This window comes from Pseudomonas sp. CBC3 (genome assembly GCF_037967085.1).
In the GTDB taxonomy this organism is placed as follows: domain Bacteria; phylum Pseudomonadota; class Gammaproteobacteria; order Pseudomonadales; family Pseudomonadaceae; genus Stutzerimonas.
Window position 1 is genome coordinate 378,045 of sequence record NZ_JBANEO010000003.1, and the last position, 26,338, is coordinate 404,382.

At 62.8% G+C, this 26,338-nt stretch carries 24 protein-coding genes and 1 pseudogene; 8 read left to right on the plus strand and 17 right to left on the minus strand.

Annotated elements, in window-relative coordinates:
• Window position 1: 1 nt before the first annotated feature.
• From pncB to hmpA, 5 genes and pseudogenes are all read right to left on the minus strand, one after another.
• Window positions 2–1,207: a nicotinate phosphoribosyltransferase gene (pncB, locus tag V6943_RS14295; RefSeq protein WP_340554070.1), complete on the minus strand. Its 1,206-nt coding sequence runs from the start codon at window positions 1,205–1,207 to the stop codon at window positions 2–4.
• Window positions 1,208–1,237: 30 nt separating this feature from the next.
• Complete coding sequence (locus V6943_RS14300) at window positions 1,238–1,417, minus strand: hypothetical protein (protein WP_181100630.1); 180 nt, start codon at window positions 1,415–1,417, stop codon at window positions 1,238–1,240.
• Window positions 1,418–1,575: 158 nt separating this feature from the next.
• Window positions 1,576–1,734: pseudogene (locus tag V6943_RS14305) on the minus strand (general stress protein); the annotation flags it as partial.
• A 213-nt stretch (window positions 1,735–1,947) separates the two neighbouring features.
• The gene (locus V6943_RS14310; protein WP_131650601.1) at window positions 1,948–2,181 is read right to left on the minus strand and encodes a hypothetical protein; all 234 of its coding nucleotides are present in this window, start codon (window positions 2,179–2,181) and stop codon (window positions 1,948–1,950) included.
• A gap of 63 nt (window positions 2,182–2,244) precedes the next feature.
• Complete coding sequence (gene hmpA / locus V6943_RS14315) at window positions 2,245–3,423, minus strand: NO-inducible flavohemoprotein (RefSeq protein ID WP_340554074.1); 1,179 nt, start codon at window positions 3,421–3,423, stop codon at window positions 2,245–2,247.
• Between the two features lie 278 nt (window positions 3,424–3,701).
• On the opposite strand from hmpA, the gene V6943_RS14320 reads away from it, so the two are divergent.
• Window positions 3,702–3,926: a DUF2188 domain-containing protein gene (locus V6943_RS14320; protein WP_340554075.1), complete on the plus strand. Its 225-nt coding sequence runs from the start codon at window positions 3,702–3,704 to the stop codon at window positions 3,924–3,926.
• Here the strand turns inward: V6943_RS14320 and V6943_RS14325 are convergent.
• From V6943_RS14325 to gcl, 6 genes are all read right to left on the minus strand, one after another.
• Window positions 3,923–4,807, minus strand: a complete 885-nt coding sequence (locus tag V6943_RS14325) for an urea transporter (protein ID WP_340554076.1) — start codon at window positions 4,805–4,807, stop codon at window positions 3,923–3,925. The genes V6943_RS14320 and V6943_RS14325 overlap by 4 nt on opposite strands.
• A gap of 227 nt (window positions 4,808–5,034) precedes the next feature.
• Entirely contained in the window at window positions 5,035–6,450 is a 1,416-nt protein-coding gene (gene pyk, locus V6943_RS14330) for a pyruvate kinase (protein ID WP_340554078.1), read from the minus strand.
• Between the two features lie 76 nt (window positions 6,451–6,526).
• On the minus strand, window positions 6,527–7,798 hold the full coding sequence (locus tag V6943_RS14335; RefSeq protein WP_340554079.1) for a glycerate kinase type-2 family protein: 1,272 nt from the start codon (window positions 7,796–7,798) through the stop codon (window positions 6,527–6,529).
• Between the two features lie 324 nt (window positions 7,799–8,122).
• On the minus strand, window positions 8,123–9,013 hold the full coding sequence (locus V6943_RS14340) for a 2-hydroxy-3-oxopropionate reductase (protein ID WP_131650595.1): 891 nt from the start codon (window positions 9,011–9,013) through the stop codon (window positions 8,123–8,125).
• Window positions 9,014–9,050: 37 nt separating this feature from the next.
• On the minus strand, window positions 9,051–9,833 hold the full coding sequence (gene hyi, locus V6943_RS14345) for a hydroxypyruvate isomerase (RefSeq protein WP_340554081.1): 783 nt from the start codon (window positions 9,831–9,833) through the stop codon (window positions 9,051–9,053).
• Window positions 9,834–9,958: 125 nt separating this feature from the next.
• On the minus strand, window positions 9,959–11,740 hold the full coding sequence (gene gcl, locus V6943_RS14350; protein WP_340554082.1) for a glyoxylate carboligase: 1,782 nt from the start codon (window positions 11,738–11,740) through the stop codon (window positions 9,959–9,961).
• Between the two features lie 259 nt (window positions 11,741–11,999).
• Between gcl and V6943_RS14355 the strand changes: the two genes are divergently transcribed.
• The 5 genes from V6943_RS14355 to V6943_RS14375 all read left to right on the plus strand — a co-directional run bounded on the left by V6943_RS14355 (window position 12,000) and on the right by V6943_RS14375 (window position 17,456).
• The gene (locus V6943_RS14355; protein WP_058074176.1) at window positions 12,000–12,908 is read left to right on the plus strand and encodes a LysR family transcriptional regulator; all 909 of its coding nucleotides are present in this window, start codon (window positions 12,000–12,002) and stop codon (window positions 12,906–12,908) included.
• Between the two features lie 268 nt (window positions 12,909–13,176).
• Window positions 13,177–14,010 carry an exodeoxyribonuclease III gene (gene xth / locus V6943_RS14360; protein ID WP_340554085.1) on the plus strand — a complete coding sequence of 278 codons (834 nt, stop codon included), beginning with the start codon at window positions 13,177–13,179 and terminating at the stop codon, window positions 14,008–14,010.
• 140 nt (window positions 14,011–14,150) lie between these two features.
• The gene (locus V6943_RS14365; RefSeq protein WP_181101473.1) at window positions 14,151–15,350 is read left to right on the plus strand and encodes a sensor domain-containing phosphodiesterase; all 1,200 of its coding nucleotides are present in this window, start codon (window positions 14,151–14,153) and stop codon (window positions 15,348–15,350) included.
• 208 nt (window positions 15,351–15,558) lie between these two features.
• On the plus strand, window positions 15,559–15,966 hold the full coding sequence (locus V6943_RS14370; RefSeq protein ID WP_181100647.1) for a DUF2946 domain-containing protein: 408 nt from the start codon (window positions 15,559–15,561) through the stop codon (window positions 15,964–15,966).
• A 98-nt stretch (window positions 15,967–16,064) separates the two neighbouring features.
• The gene (locus tag V6943_RS14375; protein ID WP_340554086.1) at window positions 16,065–17,456 is read left to right on the plus strand and encodes a PepSY-associated TM helix domain-containing protein; all 1,392 of its coding nucleotides are present in this window, start codon (window positions 16,065–16,067) and stop codon (window positions 17,454–17,456) included.
• Window positions 17,457–17,480: 24 nt separating this feature from the next.
• On the opposite strand, the gene V6943_RS14380 is transcribed toward V6943_RS14375, so the two are convergent.
• From V6943_RS14380 to V6943_RS14390, 3 genes are read right to left on the minus strand one after another with little or no spacing between them, the layout of a single operon-like run.
• Window positions 17,481–18,875, minus strand: a complete 1,395-nt coding sequence (locus tag V6943_RS14380; RefSeq protein WP_340554087.1) for an efflux transporter outer membrane subunit — start codon at window positions 18,873–18,875, stop codon at window positions 17,481–17,483.
• Window positions 18,872–20,056 carry an HlyD family secretion protein gene (locus tag V6943_RS14385; RefSeq protein WP_445324136.1) on the minus strand — a complete coding sequence of 395 codons (1,185 nt, stop codon included), beginning with the start codon at window positions 20,054–20,056 and terminating at the stop codon, window positions 18,872–18,874. The genes V6943_RS14380 and V6943_RS14385 overlap by 4 nt, the downstream gene beginning before the upstream one ends.
• Window positions 20,053–21,630 carry an MFS transporter gene (locus V6943_RS14390; protein WP_131650587.1) on the minus strand — a complete coding sequence of 526 codons (1,578 nt, stop codon included), beginning with the start codon at window positions 21,628–21,630 and terminating at the stop codon, window positions 20,053–20,055. Before V6943_RS14390 ends, V6943_RS14385 begins: the two co-directional genes overlap by 4 nt.
• 276 nt (window positions 21,631–21,906) lie before the next feature.
• Here V6943_RS14390 and V6943_RS14395 point away from each other — a divergent pair, with 276 nt between their 5' ends.
• Complete coding sequence (locus V6943_RS14395; protein WP_131650586.1) at window positions 21,907–22,359, plus strand: PA2169 family four-helix-bundle protein; 453 nt, start codon at window positions 21,907–21,909, stop codon at window positions 22,357–22,359.
• A 122-nt stretch (window positions 22,360–22,481) separates the two neighbouring features.
• On the plus strand, window positions 22,482–23,402 hold the full coding sequence (locus V6943_RS14400) for an AraC family transcriptional regulator (RefSeq protein WP_131650585.1): 921 nt from the start codon (window positions 22,482–22,484) through the stop codon (window positions 23,400–23,402).
• 3 nt (window positions 23,403–23,405) lie between these two features.
• Here V6943_RS14400 and V6943_RS14405 read toward each other — a convergent pair whose 3' ends face one another.
• The 3 genes from V6943_RS14405 to V6943_RS14415 all read right to left on the minus strand — a co-directional run bounded on the left by V6943_RS14405 (window position 23,406) and on the right by V6943_RS14415 (window position 26,324).
• Window positions 23,406–23,867 (minus strand): carboxymuconolactone decarboxylase family protein, encoded by a 462-nt coding sequence (locus tag V6943_RS14405; RefSeq protein ID WP_131650584.1) that lies wholly within the window; start codon window positions 23,865–23,867, stop codon window positions 23,406–23,408.
• A gap of 10 nt (window positions 23,868–23,877) precedes the next feature.
• Window positions 23,878–24,615: an SDR family oxidoreductase gene (locus V6943_RS14410; protein WP_131650583.1), complete on the minus strand. Its 738-nt coding sequence runs from the start codon at window positions 24,613–24,615 to the stop codon at window positions 23,878–23,880.
• A 182-nt stretch (window positions 24,616–24,797) separates the two neighbouring features.
• Complete coding sequence (locus tag V6943_RS14415; RefSeq protein ID WP_371924072.1) at window positions 24,798–26,324, minus strand: sialate O-acetylesterase; 1,527 nt, start codon at window positions 26,322–26,324, stop codon at window positions 24,798–24,800.
• Window positions 26,325–26,338: the final 14 nt, after the last annotated feature.

Below are 26,338 nucleotides of genomic sequence, written 5' to 3' on the forward strand. Positions count from 1 at the left end.
TTCAACGGTCGTCGTTCACGCCGAAAACATGTTTGAGATAGGCGACGAAGGCCTCGTCACGACACATGGTTTTGCCTGGCGAATCGGAGATCTTGGCCACCGGTTGGCCGTTGCAGCTGGTCATCTTGATCACCATGTTGGTTGGCTGCACGCCTGGTATGTCACAGGTCAATTGGGTGCCGATACCGAAGCTGGTGTTGCTGCGTCCCGCCAATGCGCGGTAGATGCCAAGCGCTCTGGGGAAGTCGAGACCATCGGAGAACACCAGTTGCCGCGTCATCGGGTCGATGCCGAGACGGCGGTAGTGGGCGATGGCTTTTTCCGCCCATTCGATGGGGGCGCCCGAATCGTGGCGCAGGCCATCGAAGAGTTTCGCCAGATACAGATCGAAATCTGCGGTGAAGGCGTCCATGGTGATGCAGTCGGTAATGGCGATGCCCAGCGCGCCGCGGTATTCACGAGCCCAGCAATCCAGGGCAGCGCTCTGGCTGTCGATGAGTCTGGGCCCCAGCTGCTGGTGCGCCATGATCCATTCATGCGCCATGGTGCCCATGGGCTTTAGATCGAGCGTCCGGGCGAGATGAACATTGCTGGTGCCGACGAAATTACCGGGAAATCGGTGCTTCAAGCGTTCGACGATCAGCGCCTGCACGGCAAAGGAGAAGCGTCGGCGGGTGCCGAAGTCGGCGAGATTGAACCCCGCCAGCTCTTCATCAGTGGCTTCGTCGCGCAGCCACTGGAGTTTTTCGTCGAGCCGCGCGCTGGCCTGTTCGAGCGTTACGTTCGGGTAGCGGGCTCGATTGCGCACCTCGCTGATGATGGCCAGCAGCGGCACTTCGAACAGAATCACATGGAGCCATGGCCCGCGTAGGTAGATCACCAGTTCGCCTGCTTCGAGTTCGGCGCGCACGTAGCGCAGGTCGAAGCGGAACAAGCCGAGGAAACGGATGAAATCCGGCTGCATATAGGGGATGCGATCGAGAAAGGCGAGTTCGTCCTGGCTGATTTTGAGTTCAGCGAGCGCCTCGATCTGCTGACGAATGTCGTTCAGGTAGGGCGCCAGATCTTCCTTGGATCGGCTGCGGAAGGCCCATTCGACCTCGGCGTTGGGGTAGTGATGCAGCACCGCTTGCATCATCGTCAGTTTGTAGTAATCGGTATCCAGCAAGCTCTGAATGATTCGGTCGGAGAAAATGCTGGCGCTCATTGGCTGCTCCTGATGCTGGAAAGGCTGGTATCAGGCCCCGCCGATACCTTCGATCACCTTACCCGTGCCGCCACAGTTTTGACATTCTCCGGACTCGTTGCGTCCACTGCCGTTACATGTCGGGCAGATATTTTCACCAGTACCCGGTGTGCCCGGAACGGCTTCATCGCCCGGATTGAGCGGCGACGTTTCGTTGGTTATTTGGCTCATGTCCTGGGCCTTTTCAGTTCTTTAGTTGTTAATTAATGGTTCATGTAGGGCGTTAATTGTTGCGTCGGTTTATTGTCGTGATGCTAATAACGATTATTTAACCCGATAAACAAAAAGGGCAAAGGTTTTACCCTTTGCCCTTTTTGTAACGAGGCGCATCAGCTGTTGCTGTTGCGTCCACCGCCGTGGCTGTTCTGACCACCTTTGCGGCCTGCTTCAGAGGCCTTTTCACGGTCGTTGGCGAAGTTGCCGCCGCTGTTATGGCCGCCCTTCTTACCAGCTTCAGACGCCTTTTCGCGGTCGTTGGCAAAGTTGCCAGGATTTTTGTTTGCCATGTCTTTTTCTCCTCGATGGATAGAGACTTTCTGCGGGGCTGTACTACTTCACCAGCCTTCATGGATACAGAGCTTGGTTGCGTCTCAGGAGTTTCCAGAAAAGAACAAGCGGCAGACGAATGGTTACTAACTGCTCTTTATTAATGGCGTTATGGTTGCACAGCGAAACGGCAACATCGAAGTTTTATAAAGTTATTAAGCGGCCAGCGTTAGCTGACGCTGTGCCAGTAACCGCATCACATAGCCGATCTTGAGTGCGGTGGGGCCCAGAATCACCAGCGCATGGCAGCCGACCACCGCGCCCAGAGCCAGATGCCGATCGAAGACGTAGGCACCTGCAACGCCGAACAGAAGCAGAACCAGGCCGATCGCCATGGAGAGATTGGCGATGCTGAGCAGACGGTGCGGGTCGAGCGGTTGCAGGGTCATCGTAATTACCTCGTGACGATGGTGCGGATGACGGGCCGGTGTAGGCGGCCCGTCCGGGTTGAATCACTCCAGCGCTGACGCCGGCCCGAAAAACTCGTAGCGGGCTTGCTGTTCCGGTACGCCAAGCGCTCGCAACTGTCGACGAATCGCCGACATGAAGGGTTTAGGACCCAGGAAATAGGCGTCCAGATCGCGATCGGCAGGCAGCCAGGCGTCCAGCCGCTCCTCGGTCATCAGGCCGACGGCGTCTGGTTGGCTGTCGTCGCCCTGATGCTCGTCGTAACAATAGAAACGCTTGAGCTGGCCGTGCCGCTCGACCAGCGTGTCGATGGTCCGGCGGAACGCATGAGCGTCGGCATTGCGGGCGCAGTGAATGAAATGTATCGGTCGAGCCGTCTTGACCGCTTCCTCGAGCATCGCCAGGGTCGCCGTGATCCCGACACCGCCACTGATGAGCACCAGGGGCTTGTCGCTGTGCTGTAGGGTGAAATCGCCAGCAGGCGCGAACAAATCGAGGCTTTGGCCTTCCTCCATGCGGTGCAGCGCGTTGGAGGCGACGCCGTTAGGTTCGCGCTTGACGCTGATGCGGTAGTCACGACCGTTGCCCGCAGCGGAGAGCGAATAGTTGCGGCGTATCTCCTCGCCATCTACCAGCAGGCGCAGGCCGATGTACTGGCCAGGCTGGTGTGCAACGACCGCGCCGCCGTCTTCGGGCTCCAGATAGAACGAGGTGATCTCGCTGCTCTCGACTACCTTGCGAGCAATCCGGAACGCGCGCGCGCCACGCCAGCCGCCGGGTGCCTCGGCCGTCACGCTGTACATCTGTTCTTCAGTGTCGATGAGGATATCGGCGAGCTGTCCATAAGCGGCGGCCCAGGCATCGATGACCTCGTCGGTCGCAATTTCTTCGCCCAGCACTTCGCGAATCGCTCGTAACAGGCAGGAGCCAACGATGGGGTAGTGCTCCGGCAGTACTTGCAGGGCCACGTGCTTGTTCACCACCTGGGATACCAGCCCGCCGAGCTGATCCAACCGATCGATATGCTTGGCATACATAAGCACGCCGTTGGCCAGTGCTCGTGGCTGATCGCCGCTGGCTTGGTGCGCCTGATTGAACAGGGGACGCACTTCTGGGTGCTCGGCCAGCATCAGCTTGTAGAAGTGATTGGTCAGGGCTTCTCCACCGGTCTCCAGCAACGGGACGGTGGCTTTGATCAGGGCACGTTGTTCAGCACAAAGCATGGATAACTCCAGTAATTGGGAGGGCCCGTCTCTCTTGTGTTCGCAATCGATGCGCAGCAGCCGGACGGGTCGTAGTGACCCTTGCGATATTCGTTCCAGGCTGGAATTGACCGGAATCAAGGGCGCCGCAACGGCCCTTGGTGAATACAACCCTGATAGGTGCGGTTTTAATGACCGTCTACGGTCATGGTTACCCTGCCCATTCTCCGCAACGTATCGAACCGCTACGCGCGCCCGCGTTCCAAGCTTCGACTATTGAGAAGCTTATGGAGGCAACTATGGAGCACTACCACATCACGCACGACGGCGATCGCTGGGTGCTGCGCGAGGAAGGGGACAAGCGGGCGTTGCTGGAGGCGTCGACCAAGGAGGACATCGTCAACGAGACGCGGGACTACATGAAGCTGCGTACCGCATCGGTGAAGATTCACACCCTCGACGGGCAGATCGAAGAAGAGCGGACCTACCCGCGCGATCAGGATCCGCGTGCGACCAAGGGCTAAACGCGTTCACTTCGCCTGGATCGCCAGCGCTGTCCCAGCGCGACCAGCCAGCAAGCCATGATGAATGGCATGGTCAGTGGCGGCAGACCCAGACGGTCGAATCCGGCCCTGAGCAGCACTGCCGCGATGATCGCCAGCAAGGGCGCCACCCACGAACGATGGACCTGGCTGACCGCCAGCGCGGCGAGGGCCGGGTTGTAGCCGGCCAATCCTGCCAGGGCCTGCTGCTCCGAACCGCCTGCCATCAGCACCAGGGCAAGGCCACCGACCGAGCCGCAAAGCATCCAGGCCGCGGCTTTGCGATCGGCCAGCCATACGGCTACCAGCAACAACAACCCGGCCAGCGGTTGGCCGAGGAAGATCACCTGTCCGATACCCGAGGTGACCGCGAAGAGCAGCCCCGGGCCATCCAGTATCAGCGGCGCGTCGAGCCGCGCCTGGGTGACCAGATCGAGTGCCCCCGCCAGGCCCAGCGCAAGCCAGCCGAACAGTACGAAGGGCAGGGTGAAGCCGGGCAGCCAGTTGCGTTCGCGCATGGCAGCCATCAGGCGCACCTGCAGCAGATTGGCGATTACGGACCCGAACGCAATCAGCCCAAGCGTGAGCACCGACAGCCCCAGCAACAGCACGAACAGCAAGCCCAGCAGCGCCGCGTTGTAGCCGTAGAGTCCGATATCGATATCGGACTGGCGATAACCCAGTACGACGGCGCTGGAGGTGCCCACCAGCGCGCCGATCACTGCTCCGACCACCAACGCGGGCGCATGAAAAGCGATAGCCAGCAGGATCAGGAACCCGCAGCCGGGATGTGCCTGCAGAAATATCTGACTGAAGCCGTTCAGAACGGCAAGAGTGCAACGCGATGGGCTAAGAGTGGGCATTTGCTGTTATGGCAGGAGGTGAGTGGGCTGCGTTGCAGGAAGGAATCGCGCTGGTAAACGAAGAACGACGAGCCGAAGCTCGCCGTTCTGGATGAACACAGTCACAAGGCCCGTAGGGTGCGCTCCGCGCATCGTATAAGGGCTCAAAAGGGCCGCGTCTGCAGACACAATTCGTCGCTGGCCTCGACTCGCTTGGTGCGCGGAGCGCACCCTACATCTAACCGGCCTCAGTTGAGCGTTTCGATCCTTAGCGAGTTGGTCGTCCCCGGCTGGCCGAGCGGCACCCCGGCGGTGATCAGCACCGTATCACCGGTGCCGGCCATGCCTTGGGCGCGGGCCAGTTCGAGTGCGTTGAGGCAGACGTGCTCCATGTCCTGCATCGGCGCATCGATCACCGAGTAGACGCCCCAGGCCACTGTCAGCTTGCGCGCGGTGGTGACGTTCGGCGTCAGGCTGAGGATCGGCGTGCTGGGCCGCTCGCGTGAGGCGCGCAGGCTGGAGCGCCCGGACTCGGTGTAGTTGACCAGCACCGCGATCGGCAAGATGCCACTGATCCGGCGGATCGCACAGCTGATGGCATCGGGTAACGTCGCTTCGGCGCTCGGGCGGTTTACATCAAGCTGAGCCTGGAAGTCCGGGCCGCTTTCGACCTGGCGGATGATCTTGCTCATCATGCTCACAGCCTCCAGCGGATAGTCGCCCGACGCGGTTTCCGCCGAGAGCATCACCGCGTCGGCACCTTCTGCCACGGCGTTGGCCACGTCGGTGACTTCGGCGCGGGTCGGAGCCGGGGAGAAGCGCATGGATTCGAGCATCTGCGTCGCCACCACCACCGGCCGGCCGAGCTGGCGGCAGGTGCGGACGATGTTCTTCTGGATGCGCGGCACGCTTTCGGCCGGTACTTCCACGCCCAGATCGCCACGCGCTACCATGATCGCGTCGCATAGGCGGGCAATTTCGCGCAGGTGCTGCACTGCGGACGGTTTCTCGATCTTGGCCATCAGGAAGGCGCGGTCGCCGATCAGTTCGCGTGCTTCGTGAATGTCCTGCGGACGTTGGACGAAGGACAACGCCACCCAGTCGACGCCCAGTTCAAGACCGAAGCTCAGGTCGCGGCGGTCCTTCTCGGTCAGCGGGCTCAGTTCCAGCACCGCCTCGGGCACGTTGACGCCCTTGCGGTCGGACAGCTCGCCGCCGGCCACCACGCGCGTCTCGATGGCGTCTGCATGCTTGGCAATCACCGTCAGGCTGAGACGCCCGTCATCCACCAGCAGGCTCATGCCCGGCTGCAGGGCGTCGATAATTTCCGGGTGCGGCAGGTTGACCCGGCTGGCATCGCCAGGCGTCGGGTCGAGGTCCAGGCGCAGGGTCTGCCCGCGCACCAGTTGCACCTTGCCTTCGGCGAAACGCCCGACGCGCAGCTTCGGCCCCTGCAGATCCATGAGGATGCCGATCGGCTGGTTCAGCTGGCGCTCGACCTCGCGAATCCAGCCGAAACGCTCGGCATGGTCGGCATGCTCGCCGTGGCTGAAGTTGAGGCGGAACAGGTTGACCCCAGCTTCTACCAGCGCGCGCACATCATCGATGCTGCGTGTGGCCGGGCCGAGGGTGGCGAGAATCTTGACCTTCTTGTCGGGTGTCATGGCAGGCTCTATCGGCAGTTGTTGTTATGGGACGCGCGTAGCTGGCGCGCGCAGCAGACACGCGCTGGATCCGTTTTCAGGCGGACGGTGGCAGTACCAGAATCGCGCGGAAATCGTTGACGTTGGTGCGGGTCGGGCCGGTGATCAGCAGCGCGTCGAGCGCCTGGAAATATCCATAGCCGTTGTTGTTGGCCAGTTCGTCGGCCGCGCTGAGCCCCTGCGCCTCGGCGAGGGCGTAGGTGTCCGGGGTCATCAGCGCGCCGGCATTGTCTTCCGAGCCGTCGATGCCATCGGTATCGCCAGCCAACGCATAGACGCCGGGCAGGCCCTTGAGATTCTCGGTCAGGCTCAGCAGAAACTCGGCGTTGCGCCCGCCGCGACCTTCGCCACGGATCGTCACCGTGGTTTCGCCGCCGGAGAGAATCACGCAGGGCGCCGGGAGCGGCTGGCCGTGAAGTACTACCTGACGGGCGATGCCGGCATGGACCTTGGCCACTTCCCGCGACTCGCCCTCCAGATCACCGAGGACCAGCGGCGTGATGCCGGCGGCACGGGCTTTCACGGCGGCCGCTTCCAGCGATTGCTGCGGTCTGGCGATCAGCTGGAAATGGCTACGCGACAGGCAGGGGTCGTCTGCCTTCACCGTTTCCGAGCGTGGGTCTTCCAGCCACTGGCGCACGTTGGCCGGAATCTCGATGTTGTAGCGGGCAAGGATTTCCAGGGCTTCGGCGCTGGTGGTCGGGTCCGCTACCGTCGGGCCGGAGGCGATCACCGTGGCTTCATCGCCGGGTACGTCGGAAATCGCGTAGGTGTAGACGCTGGCCGGCCAGCAGGCCTTGGCCAGGCGCCCACCCTTGATTGCTGAAAGATGCTTGCGTACGCAGTTCATTTCGCCGATGTGAGCGCCGGAGCGCAGCAGCGCCTTGTTGATCGCCTGCTTGTCGGCGAGGCTGATGCCTTCGGCCGGCAGCGCCAGCAAGGATGAGCCACCACCAGAAAGCAGGAAAATCACCCGATCACTTTCTTGAAGATTGCTGACCATCTCCAGCACGCGGCGGGCGACGCGCTCGCCGGCATCGTCCGGCACCGGATGTGCGGCTTCCACCACTTCGATCTTGCGGCAGTCGGCGCCATGACCGTAACGGGTCACCACCAAGCCGGAAATCTCGCCTTCCCAGGCCGCTTCGATGGCTTCGGCCATGGCGGCGGCGGCCTTGCCCGCGCCGATGACGATGGCCCGTCCGCTGCGGTCGGCGGGTAGATGGTCGGCCAGCACCTGGCGTGGATGGGCGGCATCGATGGCGGCGGTGAACAGCTCGCGCAGCAGGGCTTGGGGATCGAGGGTCATGTGAAGTTCCTTGTATGAGGTCTGGGGCCGATTCCAGACCTTAGGGCTCGTCAATGCAAGCCCTAAGGTTTGGAATCGACCCACCCGGCAATCGGGCCGTGACTCCTTCTGCCGAGCGGGTCGAAAGGGGTGCCGTCCGAAAACGGCGGTGAACGCCGGCTGCGCAAGGGCCTGGTCGTGGGGGACGCTGTGATTCCGGCCTTGCACACCCGTGTTCAACTCTCGGAGCGCCGCTGGCGTCGAGTATCGCGGTAACCCACCACCTGGGTTCTGTCTGTCCTGAAGGTGGGTGCGCTAGTTCGACTCAGCGGGCTCGGAGCTGTTTCAACCCTTGCGGATCGAGAAGTTGGACATGTGCTCCAGGCCCTTGATCAGCGCCGAGTGATCCCAGCCGCTGCCACCGAGGGACGCGCAGGTGCTGAACACCTGTTGCGCATTGGCGGTGTTAGGTAGGTTAAGGCCCAGTTCGCGGGCACCGGCCAGCGCCAGGTTGAGGTCCTTCTGGTGCAGATTGATGCGGAATCCCGGATCGAAGGTGCCCTTGATCATGCGCTCGCCGTGTACTTCGAGAATCTTCGAGCCGGCGAAACCGCCCATCAGCGCTTCGCGAACCTTGGCCGGGTCGGCGCCGTTCTTGGCGGCGAACAGCAGCGCTTCGGCTACGGCCTGGATGTTCAGCGCCACGATGATCTGGTTGGCGACCTTGGCGGTCTGGCCGTCGCCGTTGCCACCGACGCGGGTGATGTTCTTACCCATGGCTTCGAACAGCGGCAGGGCGCGGGCAAAGCTTTCTTCGCTGCCGCCGACCATGATCGACAGGCTGCCGGCCTTGGCGCCGACTTCACCGCCGGAAACCGGGGCGTCGAGGTACTGCGCGCCAGTGGCGTTGATCTTCTCGGCGAACTGCTTGGTGGCGCTCGGGGAAATCGAGCTCATGTCGATCACCAGCTTGTTCGGGCCAACGCCTTCGGCGATGCCGTTTTCGCGGAACAGCACGTCTTCTACATGCGGGGTGTCCGGCACCATGACGATGATGAACTCGGCTTCCTGGGCCACTTCCTTCGGGTTGGCCAGGGCCACGGCACCGCCCTCGACCAGCGCGGCCGGAGCGGGATCGTGATGAGTGGAAACGAAGATACTGTGACCGGCTTTTTGCAGGTTCTGAGCCATGGGCAGGCCCATGATGCCGGTGCCGATAAATCCGATTTTAGCCATGAGTGTTCTCCTCTTTATTCGTCTGGGTCGCGTCAGTTCAGATCGCGTTATGCGCTTTCATCCAGCCAAGGCCGGCTTCGGTGGTGGTGGCCGGCTTGTATTCGCAGCCGATCCAGCCCTGGTAGCCGATGCGGTCCAGATGCTCGAACAGGAAGCGGTAGTTGATCTCGCCCGTGCCCGGCTCGTTGCGGCCAGGGTTGTCGGCCAGTTGCACGTGGTTGATCACCGCCAGGTTGTTTTCCATGGTGCGGGCCAGGTCGCCCTCCATGATCTGCATGTGGTAGATGTCGTACTGCAGGAACAGGTTGCTGCTGCCGACCTTGTCGCGAATCTCCAGCGCCTGAGAGGTGTTGTTCAGGAAGAAGCGCGGGATGTCGCGGGTGTTGATCATTTCCATGACCAGGCGGATGCCGGCCTCTTCGAGCTTCTTCGCCGCGTAGCGCAGGTTCTCGATAAGGGTCATTTCCAGCTTGCCGATGTCGGCGCCCTTGGGGGCGATGCCGGCCAGGCAGTTGACCTGGGTATTGCCCAGCACCTTGGCGTAGGCGATGGCCTTGTCGACGCCGGCGCGGAATTCCTCGACCCGCTCCGGATCGCAGGCGATGCCACGATCGCCGCCCGCCCAGTCACCGGCTGGCAGGTTGAACAGCACCTGGGTCAGGCCGTTGGCGTCCAGCTGAGCCTTGATTTCCTCGGCGGGGAAGTCGTAGGGGAACAGGTACTCGACACCGCTGAAGCCGGCCTTGGCGGAAGCGGCGAAACGATCCATGAAGTCCAGCTCGGTGAAGAGCATGGACAGGTTGGCGGCAAAACGTGGCATGGGTATCTCCTGTCTGTCTGTAGGGACATTTCCGGACGGGTTGGAAGCTTCCGTCCCGTCCGGCTGTGGTGGTGGATACGCTTCGCGATAGCCACCCTCGGCTTACTGCCTGTTGCGTTGCTAAATCAGTCCAGCAGTGCGACCGCGGTCGGCGCGTCCTCGCGACCGTTGGCCAGCTCTTCGAACTCGTTGATGGCGTCGATCTCGGTGCCCATGGCGATGTTGGTCACACGCTCCAGGATCACTTCGATCACCACCGGTACCTGATGCTCGGCCATCCAGGCCTGGGCCTGTTCGATGGCCGGGCGCAGGTCTTCCTGCTTGAACACGCGGATCGCCTTGCAGCCCAGGCCCTCGACCACCGCGACGTGGTCGACGCCGTAGCCTTCCATGCCGCTCTGGTCGGCATTGATGTTCTCGAAGCCCAGCTGCACGCAGTAATCCATCTCGAAGCCGCGCTGCGCCTGGCGAATCAGGCCCAGGTAGGCGTTGTTCACCAGGATGTGGATGTAGGGCAGCTTGAACTGCGCACCCACCGCCAGCTCCTCGATCATGAACTGGAAGTCATAGTCGCCCGAGAGCGCCACGACCTTGCGCGACGGGTCCGCCGCAACCACGCCCAGCGCCGCCGGAATGGTCCAGCCGAGCGGGCCGGCCTGGCCGCAGTTGATCCAGTGGCGCGGCTTGTAGACATGCAGGAACTGCGCGGCGGCGATCTGCGACAGACCGATGGTGCTGACGTAGCAGGCGTCCTTGCCGAAGGCGTTGTTCATGCACTGGTACACGCGCTGCGGCTTCATCGGCACGCTGTCGAAATGCGTCTTGCGCAGCAGGGTGCGCTTGCGCTCCTGGCAGTCGGCAGCCCATGGCGTGCGATCTGGCAGCTTGCCGGCAGCCTTGCGTTCCTTGGCCACTTCGACGAACAGCTTCAGCGCGGCGCCCGCATCGGAAGTGATGCCGAAGTCCGGCGAGAACACCCGACCGATCTGGGTTGGTTCGATATCGACGTGTACGAACTTGCGGTCCTTGGTATAGACCTCGACCGAACCAGTGTGGCGGTTGGCCCAGCGGTTGCCGATGCCGAGCACGAAGTCCGAGGCCAGCATGTTGGCGTTGCCGTAGCGATGGCTGGTCTGCAGACCGCACATGCCGGCCATCAGCGGATGGTCATCGGGAATCGAACCCCAGCCCATCAGGGTCGGGATCACCGGCACGCCAACGGTCTCGGCGAACTCCACCAGCAATTCTTCGGCACCAGCGTTGTAGATGCCGCCACCGGCAACGATCAGCGGGCGCTCGGCGGCGCAGAGCATGTCGATGGCTTTCTCTACTTGCTTGCGGGTCGCTGCCGGCTTGTAGACCGAAAGCGGTTCGTAGGTGTCGACGTCGAACTCGATCTCAGCCATCTGCACGTCGAATGGCAGGTCGATCAGCACTGGGCCGGGACGACCGGAGCGCATCACGTGGAAGGCCTGCTGGAACACGCGCGGTACCAGTGCCGGCTCGCGCACGGTGACGGCCCACTTGGTGACCGGTTTGGCGATGGATTCGATATCTACGGCCTGGAAGTCTTCTTTATACAGACGGGCACGTGGCGCCTGGCCGGTGATGCAGAGAATCGGGATGGAATCGGCCCAGGCGGAATACAGGCCGGTGATCATGTCGGTGCCGGCCGGGCCGGAGGTGCCGATGCACACGCCGATGTTGCCGGCCTTGGTGCGGGTGTAACCCTCAGCCATGTGCGAGGCACCTTCGACGTGGCGCGCCAGGATGTGGCGGATGCTGCCGTCAGCGCGCAGGGCGGAATACAGCGGGTTGATCGCGGCACCGGGGATGCCGAAGGCGGTGTCGATGCCTTCCTTGCGCAACACCGCGACGGCAGCATCAATTGCTCTCATTCGGGCCATGGGTCGTTCCTCCTGACTTTTAGAATTTTGTTCACGATCTGCTGCGCGTCGGCCCTGCTGCGTTAAAACCAGGCTCGGAATGCTCATTTGCACCAGCAAACTCCGCTTCCTCGCCTGCTTTTGCCTTGCAGGTCTCTAGCTCGCAAGATCGTGGCTGTTTTCTTGTTCGATAGTTTTTATACGTGGCCCAAGGATGCAGGGCTGGAACGAAAGGCGGAATTGGTCGAAACTTCAGTTCTGTCGATATCAGGAGTATCGAATGGATCGTTACACAGCCGTACACAGCTTCGTACTGGTCGCAGAAGCCGGTAGCTTCGCCGCCGCTGCATTGAAGGAGGGGGTGACACCTGTCGTTATGGGTCGCCGGCTCGATGCGCTGGAGCGTCACTTGGGCGTCAAGCTGATGCACCGCTCCACACGTGGGCTGGCGCTGACCGACCTGGGTGAGCAATACCTGGAACGCGCGCGCGGGTTGCTCAAGGATTTCGACGAGGCCGATGCCAGCATCGCCAAGGACCGCACTTCGGTGCGCGGCCATCTGGTGATCTCGGCGCCGGCGGCATTCGGTCGTCGGCATATCGGCCCGCATGCGCCGGCCTTCCAGGCGCGCTTCCCCGATCTGCAGCTGTCCTTCAACTTCACTGACAGCGTGGTCGACCTGGTGCGCCATGGTTACGACATGGGCATCCGCATCGGCGAGGTCACCGATCCCAACTATGTGGCGGTCAAGCTGTTTCCCAATCGCCGGGTGGTCTGCGGCGCGCCGGATTACTTCGAGCGCCAGGGCGTGCCGCGCGAGCTGGAAGACCTGGCGCGGCACAACTGCCTGGCATTCAACCTGCAGGGTGGGCAGCAGCGCGGCTGGACCTTTCTGCGCGACGGCAAGCAGGTGGCGGTGCGGGTGGACGGCAACCTCGACTGTAACGATGGCGAGCTGCTGTTCGACTGGGTCAAGCAGGGCCTGGGGATCGGCTGGCGCTCGACCTGGGAAATCCAGGCCGAACTCAAGCGCGGCGAGCTGGTGACGGTGCTCGACGAGTACGCACTGCCAGCCTACGACATCCAGGCGGTCTACCCGCAGCAGCGCTACCTGCCGGCCAAGGTGCGCTTCTTCATCGATTACCTGAAAGCGATCTACAACGCACCGGGCTATTGGGAAACTCGCTGAGCCGAACCTCGCTGTGGGGGTGGGTCGGAGTACATTCCGGCCTTCCATCCTCGTCTTCCAGGGCGCTTTTGGTGGGCTGAAGCGGAGCGCCGCCCGACCCACCCTACGTCTGAACCGAACCACTTAGTGCCGTAGGGTGGGCTTCAGCCCACCGTTATCGCCGAAAAGGCGTGTCGTCCTGCAGAGTTCCACGCAAGGCCAGCTGACGCGAACCTCGCACCGTCACCGCGAGTCACAACAAGGGTCATCTATCGGTGCGAGGCAGCCTGTGGACTCCCTGAAAATCGCCACCTTCAACATCAACGGCATCCGTGCGCGCCGCACCAACCTGCTCGAATGGTTGGAGCGCGAGCAGCCCGACGTGGCCTGCCTGCAGGAGCTGAAGGCGCAGGACGCCGACTTTCCCATCGACGATATCCGCGCCGCCGGCTACGGCGCGATCTGGTACGGGCAGAAATCCTGGAATGGCGTGGCGATCCTGTCGCGCGGCGACGACCCATTGGAGATTCGCCGCGGTCTGCCGGGCGATCCGGACGACAATCACAGCCGTTATCTGGAAGCCGCGGCCCACGGCATTATCGTCGCCTGCCTCTACCTGCCCAACGGCAACCCGCAGCCGGGGCCGAAGTTCGAGTACAAGCTGGCCTGGTTCGAGCGCCTGATTCAGCATGCCGAAGGGCTGCTGAATAGCGGACATCCGGTGGTGCTGGCCGGCGATTACAACGTGGTGCCCACCGACGAGGACATCTACAACCCGCGCTCGTGGACCAAGGATGCGTTGCTGCAGCCGGAAAGCCGCGAGTGCTATCAACGTCTTCTAAGCCAAGGCTGGGCCGACGCCCTGCGTGCCAAATATCCCAACGAGCGCATCTACACCTTCTGGGACTACTTCCGCCAGCATTGGCAAAAGAATTCCGGCCTGCGTATCGATCATCTTCTGCTCAGCAAAGACCTGGCGCCGCGCCTGAAAGACGCTGGCGTGGATCGCTGGGTTCGCGACCAGGAACACGCCAGCGATCATGCACCAACTTGGGTCGAATTAGCCTCTGACGCGCCGCCAAAAAAGCCGACCAAGCGCCGGTCGTCGACGAAAGCGGAGTAGCTCAAGAAGGGCACTAGGCTCAAAACAAGGCTCTGCTGCGTATTTCTCTGAAGCCGCCAAGGCGCCTTGATTCTTCCGATGGAAGATGGCGAGGGATGGTTATGTTGAACCGCGATTCTGATGGGGTTACCGGCAGCGATATGTCGTTGATGGTCGACGGGTTTGAGCGTGGCAGGCTATCCATTGGCGAGATGCTTACCGAGGCGCTGGAGCTGGTTCGCCAGCATCTACGAATGGAAGTGGCGTTCATTGGAGAATTTCGGGACGGAAGGCGGGTATTTCGTTATATCGAAGGGCAATACCGCTCGATGTCGCTGGCCGTCGGCGACGGCAGATTGCTAGAGGAAAGCTACTGCCAGCGCATCGTCGACGGACGTTTACCGGAACTCATCCGCAACGCTGGCGAATTACAGGAAGCGCTGGCGCTTCCAGCGACCCGGGCGTTGCCCGTCGGTGCACACATGAGCGTACCGATTCGCTTCAGTGATGGTTCGCTTTACGGGACCTTTTGCTGTTTCAGTACGCAAGCCGACGAAACCCTGAACGAGGCCGACCTGGAAACCTTGCGCCTGTTCGCCCGTTTTGCCGGAAGAGTACTCGAGCGGCACGCGCTCAGCGAACAGCAGCGCAATGAAAAACTCGAGCGCATCAAGGCGGTGATCGCCCAGCGTGATTGCTGGATGGTCTACCAGCCGATCTTCCATCTGGTGCACAACACCATCATCGGCTACGAAGCGCTGGCGCGCTTTCGTCCCGAGCCATACCGCTCACCGGACCTCTGGATGGGCGAGGCAGGCGAGGTCGGGCTTCGCACGAAACTTGAAGTCATGCTGCTCGAAACGGCGCTCGAGGCGCTGCCGTTGATTCCCGAAGATGTGTACCTGTCCCTGAATGTCTGCCCCGATGCACTGTTGGATGGCTCGGTAGTGGCACTGCTCGCCAAGCAGCCGCTGCATCGCCTGATGCTGGAGGTAACGGAGCACAGATCCATCGTCAACTACGCGCTGCTCGCCGCGATTCTCGAACCGCTACGCCAAGGTGGGCTGCGGCTGGCAGTCGACGATGCGGGCGCCGGCTATGCCAGCTTTCGCCACATCCTCAAGCTCAAGCCTGATGTCATCAAGCTCGACCGCAGCCTGATCAGCAACGTCGATAGCGACAACGATACCTGCGCGCTGGCTGCTGCGCTGATCCGCTTCGCCGAACAGACCGGCAGTAACATCATTGCCGAGGGCGTCGAGACGGATGCAGAGCTGACGACCCTGCGCGGCCTGCAGGTGACCAAGGCGCAGGGCTTTCTGCTTGGAATGCCGAAGCTTTTGGACGAAGCGGCAGGCTGAGCGTCCAAACCGCTGAATGTCTGGTTACCTTGCTGAAGAAGTGCGCGCGTTCAGGATACGGGCGGGTCAGTTCTATCGTCGTGGCGTGGTGCGCACCAACCGGGAAATCTACAATCCAATTCGCCACGCACCGCCTCCAGAGCCGTTATTCAGTCATTGCTCTGTGAGATTGCCGTGTTTTCATCCTGCCGGAGCTATCAGTTTCCCCATGCACCGTCCCCGTCGCGCCCCGATCTGGATAGCCGCTCTGGCCCTGCTGCTGCATCTGTTTGCGATGCCGTTAATGGGGAGCGGTGCTCTGGGCATGCCCGGGCACTGTCCGATGGCCGAGGCCAGCCGGCACGTTTCTTCCCATTTCACCGCGCATAACGGCCACGCGACGGCTATTGACCACGCGGCGCAGGGCAGCGAGTCCGCACCGAAGCCACTGCATCACCTCGGCATGCCTTGCTGTTGCGCCGGCTCGGCATCGATGGCTGCAATCCCCGCCACCGCGACGGAGCTGCACGAGCGGCGACTGATGCAGCGCAATGCCTTGCCGTTCGACCTGGCACCGCCGTTGTCGCTGCGTTATCGCTGGCCCAGCCTCAACCCTCGCGCTTCTCCGCTCACCTGATCGTATCTGCTGAATCTGACCACCGCGGGTAGCGGTCGTCCGCTTCGCCAATCCTGCAGCGCTGGGTTGGTTGTATTTCTCGATTCGAGTGAGCTTTCATGCCGTCTTCCCATGCCCAGCCGGAGGCACCGCCTCTTGCATCCCGGGCGCAGCGACCCTTGCTGGTGCTGCTGATCCGCCTGCATCTGTACGTTGGCCTATTCGTCGGGCCTTTCATCCTCATCGCGGCCTTGAGCGGCTTGATCTACGCGCTGACGCCGCAGCTGGAGAGTCGGCTCTATGCCGAACAACTGTTCGTCGACAGCGACGGACCTTTGCTGCCCCTGGCGCGGCAGATCGAAGTCGCGCAAGCGCACATCGGCGAGGCGGCGACGCTGTCGGCGGTGCGTCCGGCACCGCAGCCCGGCACCACGACACGGGTGATGTTCAGCGCGCCGGAGCTGGGTCCGTCGGAGAGCCGCGCCGTGTTCATCGACCCGGTAACGGCTGAGATACGCGGCGATCTTCTGGTTTACGGCACCACTGGGGTATTGCCGCTGCGCACATGGCTCGATCAGTTTCACCGCAGCCTGCTACTGGGCGAGCCGGGCCGGATCTATAGCGAGCTGGCTGCCTCTTGGTTATGGGTCGCGGCGCTGGGTGGGCTGGCGCTCTGGGTTATCCGGCGCCAGGGTAATCGCAAGGCGAGCGTGGCCAGGACGCAACGGTTGCGGCGCTGGCATGTCACGCTGGGGCTGTGGCTGGTGGTGGGCTTGTTGTTCTTTTCTGCCACCGGTCTGACGTGGTCGCGCTGGGCGGGGGACAACATCGGCGTCGCGCGGGCGGCGCTGGGGATGTCCACGCCGAGCGTGTCCACTGCACTGACCGGCGAGCCGGTGGCACCAGCGGGTGAACATGCCCATCACGTTGGAATGCAGATCGCTGCGGCTGAGCCGGGCGATCCTGCCTTATTCGATGCCGTGCTGGCCGCTGCGCGACGCGCCGGGATTGATGCCGGCAAGCTAGAAATCGTCCCGGCGTCGGGCCCGGATCGCGCCTGGACGGTGACCGAAATTGATCGCAGCTGGCCGACTCAGGTCGACGCGGTAGCCATCAATCCGCGCTCGCTGACGATCGCTGACCGCATCGATTTCGCCAGCGTCCCGCTGGCGGCCAAGCTGACGCGCTGGGGTATCGATGCGCACATGGGTTCGCTGTTCGGCCTGGCCAATCAACTGTTGCTTGCCGTCACCGCGCTCGGTCTGGCGACGCTGGTGATCTGGGGCTACCTGATGTGGTGGCGCCGCCGCTCGCCGGTGCGCAGCGCGGGTATGCTCACGGCGCTGCGCGATCTGTCGCCGGCAGCTCGGGCGCTGACGGTGGCACTCGCGGCGCTGTTCGGTTACTGCCTGCCGGTGCTCGGCGGCAGTCTGCTGGTATTCCTCGTCGTCGAATTGGCACTCGGCGGAGCCCAGCACACGGATCGCAAGGCCCTGCGTCAGCCGGGCTGAGCCCTCAGCGACTGGGCTAAGCCTTCAACGCTCGGTGGTGGCCTGCCAACCACCGCCGAGTACCTGATAAAGGCTGATCAGCGCATTGAGCTGGCTTTCGCGCAGTTGCACGGCGGTCAGCTCGGTATTGAACAGATTGCGCTGGGCATCGAGGGTTTCCAGATACGACGAGTAGCCTGCGCGGTACCGATCCTCAGCGAAGGTCAGCGAGCGCTCAAGAACTGCGCGGCGAGCCTCGACGCGCTCGATCTGTTGCCGCAGATTGCCCACCGCCGAAAGGCTGTTTTCGACCTCCGCGAATGCTTGCAGCGCAGTCGCGCGATAGGCGAAGGCCGCTTCATTGCGTTGCGCGACCGCGATGTTCACGCCCGCTTCGAGGCGCCCGGCGTCGAAGATCGGAGCCAGCACGCTGGCACCGATATCCCAGACGCGGACCGGGTCGTAATCGAGTGAATTGACGAACAGCTGGCCGAGGCTGGCTGACACCTGCACCTGTGGCAGAAAGCGGTCGCGCTGGGCTTGCAGGTTGAGGTCGCTGGCCGCCAGCAGCAGTTCGGCCTGATGGATATCCGGCCGCCGCCGCAGCAATTGCGAAGGTAATACGCCAGGCACCTGGGGAGGATCGAGTGCGAGCAATCCGACGCCGCGCTGCACCGTGCCCGGTAACGCTCCGGTGAGCAGACGCACCGCATTTTCCTGCTCGCGAATCGCCTGTTCCAGTTGGGGCAAAAGCTGCGCTGCGGCTTCGTATTCGGACTGCGCCTGGGTCAGTTCCAACTGCGAGGTGTAGCCGAGACCCGCGCGGTCCTCGGCGACACGCAGCGCCTGCTGACGCGACTCGACGGTTTCGCGGGTCACGTACAGCTGCCGATCCAGCGACAGTAGCGAGACGTAGGCGCGTGCCGTGGTGCTGGCGACGGCCAGGCGCACGGCGTCGCGTTCGGCCTCGCTGGCCTGATATTGCAATTGCGCGGCTTCGCGCAGACGCCGTAGCCGGCCCCAGATATCCGGCTCGTAAGACACCTGCAGCGAGGGCTGCACTGCCGTGGTGTGGGCGATGCCGAGCACGCTGAGCTCGCGCGTGCGCTGCACGCCCAGCACCGCGTCGAGATTCGGCAGCAGCGAGGCGTGGGACAGACGGATCTGCTCGCGTGCCTGTTCGACCCGCGACGCGGCGATCAGCACGTCGGTGTTATGTGCCAGCGCCGCTTCGACCAGTGTCGTCAGCTGCAGATCACCAAACGCCTGCCACCAGGTCGCGGAGATATCGCTCGTCCGCGCTGCGTCGTCGCGCCATTGCGCGGGCGGGGTGAATGCAGCGTCGGGCGGTAGCGGCTGCCGCGGTGGCATGCAGCCTGCCAGCGTGATCAGCAACAGGCTCGGCAACAGACGAAGCAAGGGATGGTACGTGCAAATCATCGCGTGCCGTCCGCTGCGGTATCAGTGGTTGTCACGTCGCCGCTGGTATCCACGTGCGTGACCACCGACAGCCCCGGTCGCAGGCGTTGACTCAGTGGCTGGTTCGGATCGATGGAAATGCGCACCGGTATCCGCTGCACCACCTTGGTGAAGTTGCCGGTCGCATTATCCGGGCGCAGCACGCTGAATTCCGAGCCGGTGGCCGGTGCCAAACGCTGTACACGCCCGCTCAGGCGAGCACCGTCCAGCGCATCGACCTCAATGGAAACCGGCTGGCCTGGGCGCATGGCGAAGGTTTGGGTTTCCTTGTAATTGGCGATGATCCAAAGTTGCTCCGGCACTAGATAGAGCAGCTGCGAGCCGGCCGCGACGTACTGGCCCTGGCGCACCGTGACTTCGCTGACCTGGCCGTCGCGCGGCGCTTCGATGACCGTGTTGTCCAGGTCAATCTGAGCCCGCTTCAATGCCGCTTCGCCAATCTCCACTTGCGCCTGAAGTCCGCCGCGTGAGACTTCGCTAGCCTTCAACGTCTGCTCGGCAATGGCGATGGCAGCCTGGGCCTGCTTCACGTTCGCCGCCGCTGCGCGGGCGCTGGCGCGGATCTGGTCGCGTTCGCGAATCGAGACCGAGCCACGTTCGGCCAGCTCGTTGACGCGTTTTTCGTCGGCCAGGGCGCGTTGCAATTCGGCTTCAGCGGCGGACAACTCGGCGCGGCGTGACGCCAGCGTGGCGCGGTTGGAGGCCAGGGTTTGTTCGAGGTTCTCCAGTTCGAAACGCTGCGCAGCCAACTCGGCACGGCGCTGCTCGACCAGCTGGCGATACTGTCGATCATCGATGCGCACCAACGGCTGGCCGCGCGCGACTTGCTCGAAATCCTGCACCGGCACCTCGGTGACGTAGCCGTTGACCTGCGGCGCGAGCACGGTGATCTGCCCGCGCACATAGGCATTTTCGGTGACCGCGACACGGTTGCTGAACGGCCACAGCTGCCAGGCGTAGAGGATCGCCAGGATGCCGGCCAGGGCGACCAGTACCATCAGAATGACCGTGCGCCGGCTCGGCTTGATCGTCTTCGGCGGATCGTCCGGCGCTGGGCCGGCGTCCGTCATCGCGGCTGAGGGCTGCGGTGGTTGAGCCGTCTGCAAGACTTCTTCTTCGTCGGGTCGTTTGGTTTCACTCATGGAGGCGGGGCATTCCTGTTCTGCCGCGCGATGCGCAGTGTGTGGTAGAGCGTCCAGCCGAACACGCCGATGGCGAGCATGCCGATCAGCCGGAATACATCATTAAAGGCCAACACGTTGGCTTCGCGCGTGGTCGCTTGGCTCAGCTGCGCCGCGCTCTGTGCCTGGCGCAATTGAGGGTCGCTCTGGCGCGGCGCCAGCGCCTGGCTCTGGGCTTGCAGCCGTTGCGCGATGCGCGGATCGCCCGGCACCACCTGCTCGGTCAGATGGCTGGAATGGTATTTCTCACGCATCACCTGATAGGTGCCGAACAACGCTGGCGCCGCGAGCCCGCCGAGGCTTTGGGTCATGGTGAACAACACGATGAAGCTGACCAGGTAATTCGGCCCGTTGCGCAGCGCCTTGCCGATCCCGGTGATCAGCAGCGGGCCGAGGAACATGCCACTGGCGAAGGCCAGCAGGCCCTGGCTAAGAAACATGTCGTGCGGGCGGGTGAGGTTGGTGGCGTCGATGTCGAGGAAACTGGCGATTGCGATCAGCACGATCGACAGCAGGATTTGTGGCAGGGCGGTGGTCGGGCTGAAGGTCATCGCGCTGCCGGCGATACCCATGCTCAACCCGAGCAGAATCACTGCATACAGCGGCTGTAACTGCTCAGTGCCCATGCCCAAAGTTTGCAGCAGGCCGACCGCGCCGTAGGTCTGCTCTGACAACAACAGACGCAGCGCCAAGGCACCGAAGGCGAAGCGCAGCATTTCAGCGGTGCCGAGCCAGCGGGTATGCAGCAAGGGATTGCGTCTGTGGTGTTCGATCATGAACGCTGTGCACATAAGCACCAGCGCGACGATCAGCGCGTAGCCGAGCCAGGGCTGTTCGGTCCACCAAAGTATTCGACCCTGGGCCAGCACCGCAGCGATCAACGCCAGCGCCGGGGCGAGCAGGGCGAAGGTGAGAAAATCCAGCGGCTCGAAGACCTTGATGCGTTCGCCTAGGGGCAACTTGAGCACCACCACCGCCGCCAGCGAACAAAGCGCCAGGCCGCTCTCGAACACGTAGAGGCGGTGCCATTCGCCCATGTCCAACAATGCCGGCGACATCAGCCAGGCCAATGGCGTGCCGAGCTGAGAAATGCCGAAACCGAGGATCACCCCCTTTGGCAGATCCGCTTTGCGGAACGCCTGCAACATGTAGAACAGCCCGAGGGAAGAGGTGGTGGCCGCCGCCAGGCCACTGGCAGCGCGAACGAACACCGCCATTTCCAGCCCTTCGACGAAAACGTGAGCGATGCTCAGCAGCGCATAGAGCGTCAGCCCGATCTCGGCGAAGCGGCGCAAGCCGTACTGCTGGCGGAACTTGATCATCAGCAAATTGGCGGAGACGTTGACCATGAAATACGCTGCCGGCAGCCAGGCGGCTTGCGACGGCGTCAGGCCAAGGTCGCCCTGAATGCTCGGCAGGTTGGCGATGAACAGCGCGTTGCCCAGGCCGCCGGTCAGCCCGACCAGCACGGCGACACAGGCATAGGCGATGCGCATCGGCATCGGATGCAGCAGGATCGCCGGCGAACCGGGCATGGATGGACGTTCGTGGGGTTCCCAACGGGGAACGGGGGCGAGGTATTCCGGCATGTTTCGCAGGGCTCGACGGCGATGGCTCAGGATTATGTGCGCTTCTGCCGGGACGGCAGTCATTCTTGGGACAATCGCGAGCGCGAAACGGTTGTTCGAAGTTATCGACAGGGCACATCGCCGAGGCAGGCGGGCTGAACCTTTGACGAAGCGGGGCAGTCGACTTAATAGGTTGGCCGTGCTGTTTCCGGCCGTTTTAGCAAGCCCCAGGAGGACTATTCAATGGATACCAAAGACACCATTTCCGTGCTCAACGATCTCATCGAAACCAGCAAGGACGGCGAGAAAGGCTTCCGCGAATGTGCTGAAGACCTCAAGAACCCCCAGCTGAAGACCACCATGACCCAGCGTGCGCAAGACTGCGCCACGGCCGCCGCCGAACTGCAGCAACTGGTGCGCACCCTGGGTGGTGACCCGGAGACTTCCACCAGCGTTGCGGGAGACATGCACCGTCGCTGGGTCGACCTCAAATCAATGGTCACGGGTAAAAGCGACGAAGCGATTCTCAACGAATGCGAGCGTGGCGAAGACGTGGCCCTAAAGAGCTATCGCAAGGCGCTCGAAAAGGACCTGCCAGCCGATATTCGCGTGGTGGTCCAGCGCCAGTTTCAGGGCGTGCAACGCAACCACGATCAGGTCAAAGCCTTGCGCGACGCAGAACGCGCCCGTAGCTGATCGTTCATTGCTTCGAAAATTGCCGGCTAACGCCGGCTTTTTTTTGGAAGATAATTGGTGGCAGGCGGCATAGCGGGTCAACAACAGCTACGCTGATTCCCTTCGCATCAAGGAGCCTGCCCATGAATTCATTCATCGCTCCGTCAGACGATGAAACCCTGGCACAGCGCGCCGAGCTGGCGCAGCTAGTCGAACGTTTCGTCGATGGCGATGGCGTGCACCCGACCGCCATTGATCCCCTGCATCTGATTTGCTGCGCGGAGCCGGGCGAGCCGGTCTGGGGCGTGCACAAGCCGGCGCTGTGCATCATCGTGCAGGGCGGCAAGGAAGTGCGTTTGGCCGACGAGCTGTACTGCTATGACCCGCTGCATTACCTGGTGGTCTCGGTCACGCTCCCGGTGGGAGGTTGCGTAGTGCGCGCCTCGCCGCAAGAGCCTTACTTGTGCATCAGACTCGACATCGATCCGTCGCTGATCGCCGGGTTGATCAGTGAATCCGGCCAGCTCGCTGCAGTGGACGAGGCACCAGGGCGCGGCCTGTATCTGGACCGTATCGACGCGTCGTTGCTCGACGCGACCCTGCGTCTGGTGCGCTTGTTGGATAAGCCAAAGGACATTCCGGTACTGGCGCCATTGGCGCTGCGCGAGATCTTCTATCGCCTGCTCTGCGGGCCACAGGGCCAGCATCTACAGGAGGTAGCATTGCAGGGTAGCCAGTCGCATCGGGTAACCCGCGCCATCGAGTGGCTCAACCAGAACTATGTCGCGCCGCTGCGCATCGAGGATCTGGCGCGGCGGGTCAATCTCAGCAGTTCCAGCCTGCATCACCGTTTCAAGGCGCTGACCGCCATGAGCCCGCTGCAATACCAGAAACAGCTCAGGTTGCAGGAGGCTCGGCGGTTGTTGATGGCCGAAGGGGTGGAGGTGTCGGTCGCGGGTTACCGGGTCGGCTACGAAAGCCCCTCGCAATTCAGTCGCGAATACAGCCGGTTGTTCGGCGCCTCCCCGATCAAGGACATGGCGCGGCTGCGCAGTATCGCCTGAGCCTCAACGCGTCGCTGTCGGATCCGGCACTTCCCGCAGCGCTTGCGCCGCATCGATGGCGCGCGGAAAACCAGCGGTAACGGTGGTCAGATAGATCACCTCTTTCAGCTCATCGCGCGTGACCCCGAGCCGCAGCGCATAGCCGGCATGGACCTTCAGGTACGGCAGGTTGCCTTGCGCGGCGAACGCAGCGACGGTCGCCAGCTGGCGGGTGCGATCATCCAGACCTGGGCGAGCCCAGACATCACCGAGCGCGTAGGCGGTAACGCCCTCGGCGAGAAAGGGATAATCCTGTTGCAACGCATCGAGCACCGGTTGCCCGGCGCCGCCGGAGAGCCGTTCCATCACCTTCAGGCCTCGCTCGTGCCGCTCGCTCTCGTCGGCTGCGCAGGAAGCGGCCGTCGACAAGCCAGCGAGCAATGCCAGTCCAGCTGCTATCAGGGTTCTGCTTGCATTGCCATTCATGGGCGTGTCCTCAGTAGGGGCTGGCGGTGGGGCGGACGATCAGCTCGCTGACATCCACATCGGCTGGCTGATCGATGGCATAGGCAATCGCACGGGCAATGGCCTCGGCGGGAATGGCGATCTGGCGGAAATCGCGCATGGCCGAGCGCGCGTCTGCATCAGAGATGCTCTCGGCCAGTTCGGATTCGGTCACGCCGGGGGATATCAACGTGACGCGGATGTCGCCACCGACCTCCTGGCGCAGCCCTTCGCTGATGGCGCGTACTGCATATTTGGTTGCGCAATACACCGCAGCGGTCGGGCTGACCGCGTAGGCACCAATGGAGGCGATGTTGATGAACTGCCCGCTGCGCTGACGCTGCATCAGCGGCAGTCCAGCGGCGATACCGTGCAGCACGCCGCGGATGTTCACGTCGATCATCCGGTCCCACTCGTCGACCTTCAGCGCTTCGAGCTTCGAAAGCGGCATCACGCCGGCGTTGTTGACGATGACGTCGACACGCCCGAACTGCTGTTCAGCGAAATCGATAAAACCTTGCATCTCGGCGCGGTTCGTAACGTCCAGCGCCCGGACCACCGCACTGCCACCGTCATCGATGATCGAGGCGGCCAGCGCTTCGAGGCGTTGCAGCCGCCGTGCGCCCAGAACCACTCGCGCACCCTGGCTGGCCAGCAGGCGCGCCGTCGCTTCACCGATGCCGCTGCTGGCACCGGTGATGGCGATGGCTTTTCCGTTGATGTTCGACATGCGCAGACCCTCCGATTGCATTCATGGATGCAGCACTGCTGTGCTGTGGAGTGAATGCTAGGGAGGCGCGCAAACCAGGCGTTAGGCGGATTCTGCCCAGTACTTGCCTGATTCTGGCGGTCCGGATCGCTGGGTCGAAGCCTGGGCGCTGACGTCGCGCTCGGGGCGGCATGTATCAGCTGTCAGCGCGTTCGCACGGCCTCGTTGGCCTTGGCCTCGATCTCGAACGCGATGCTCCAGTTATGCAGCGGGTAGGGTTCGTCCACCAGCGCGTCGATATTGGCTTCCGGCCACATGCCTTCGTCCGGTAGATATTCGTAGTGGGCGTCAGCCAGGGTTGGATCGCTGTCACGCAGCTCGCCGGCGCCGCCGACCGCGCGGCTGGCGTAACGGATGCGCGGCGTACCGCTCAGATCACGTCCGGCGGTCAGGCGCACGATCGTACCGGCGGCGATCTCGACCCCTTCGATCGGCACCTCACCCTGCTCGTCGCTCATGGTGAAACCGCGACCGTCGATCATTCGTGCCTGCTGGCCAAGGTAGGGTTCGTCGAAGGTCAGCGGAGGATGCGGGACGTGAAAATCGATGAGGATTTCACGGCCCTCGACCGTGGCGCCAAGCGGCGACAACGGCACCCAGTTGCGGCGCTCGACCACGACTTGGTGATAGACCTTGCCAAGCATCTGGCCGAACCAGCGATAACCGTTGGCCGAAAGATGCGTGCCCTTGTCCACGTAGGGGTAAACCGGGCCGGCCAGGTACCAGTTGGGCTCTTCCTGCGCCAGTTCCCACTGGGCCATGCCGATGTCGAGACTGCCGTCCACGACCGACGTCTTGGCATCGGTCTGGTAGCTGATGAAGGCAGGCATGCGTTGCTGCCCGATGGCCTGCGCGGTGTCGGCGTAGAGGTCATCGCGCAGCTGGCGCATCATTGCCTTGTAGGTTTCCTTGTCGTTGATCCCGCCCTGAACCTCGGCGTAATCGTACTCGCCCTGTAACCAGAACAAAGCGCTGAGGCTGTAGCTCGCGCCTTCGTCATCCGCCAGTTGCTTGGCCTGATCGACGGCTTGCAATACCCGTTGGTACTCGTTGGTGCCACCAACCTTGGACAGTTGGGCGATGGAGCGACCGGACGTTGCGGCGTTGCTGGCGACGAACAGATGCTCGGGATCGGCCTCGACGCGGTGCTTTTCCAGATACAGCCGGCGCGCCATGTTCAGCGCGCCGACTTCAACGGACTCGCCTTCTTCCTGGGCGTGCTTTTCCAGCTTCGCGATGGCATCGCCGTCGAGAATGATCTTGGGATCGCGCTTGAACTGCACCACCGCCTTGAGCGGTTTGAATGCTGCCCCTCCGACCGGTACGAAGCGATCGCCGCTGAAGGTTGCCGAACGTGTTGCATCGCCCAGCATCAGATTGTCGTAGCCCGGCTGTTTCGACAGTGCCGGCCAGCCTTCGGCGGCAGAAGCCAGCGACTGGCCGTAGGTGATGATGTGGTTGTACTTGGCGCTCGGGGCGGGGGAGAGGTGATTGGGCTTGGCCATCAGCTGTTCGGTGAGGCGCTTGTTCTGCGCATCGCGGTCGATTAGAGATTGCGTGTCGGCCAGCAAGGGCAGCGAACAACCCATTAGCCACACGCCCAGCAGCGCTGCGGTGCTCCGTTTAGTGGGGCGGGCAAGCGGACAGGGGATATACCGAGGGGCGGGCATGGACGATTCCTTCT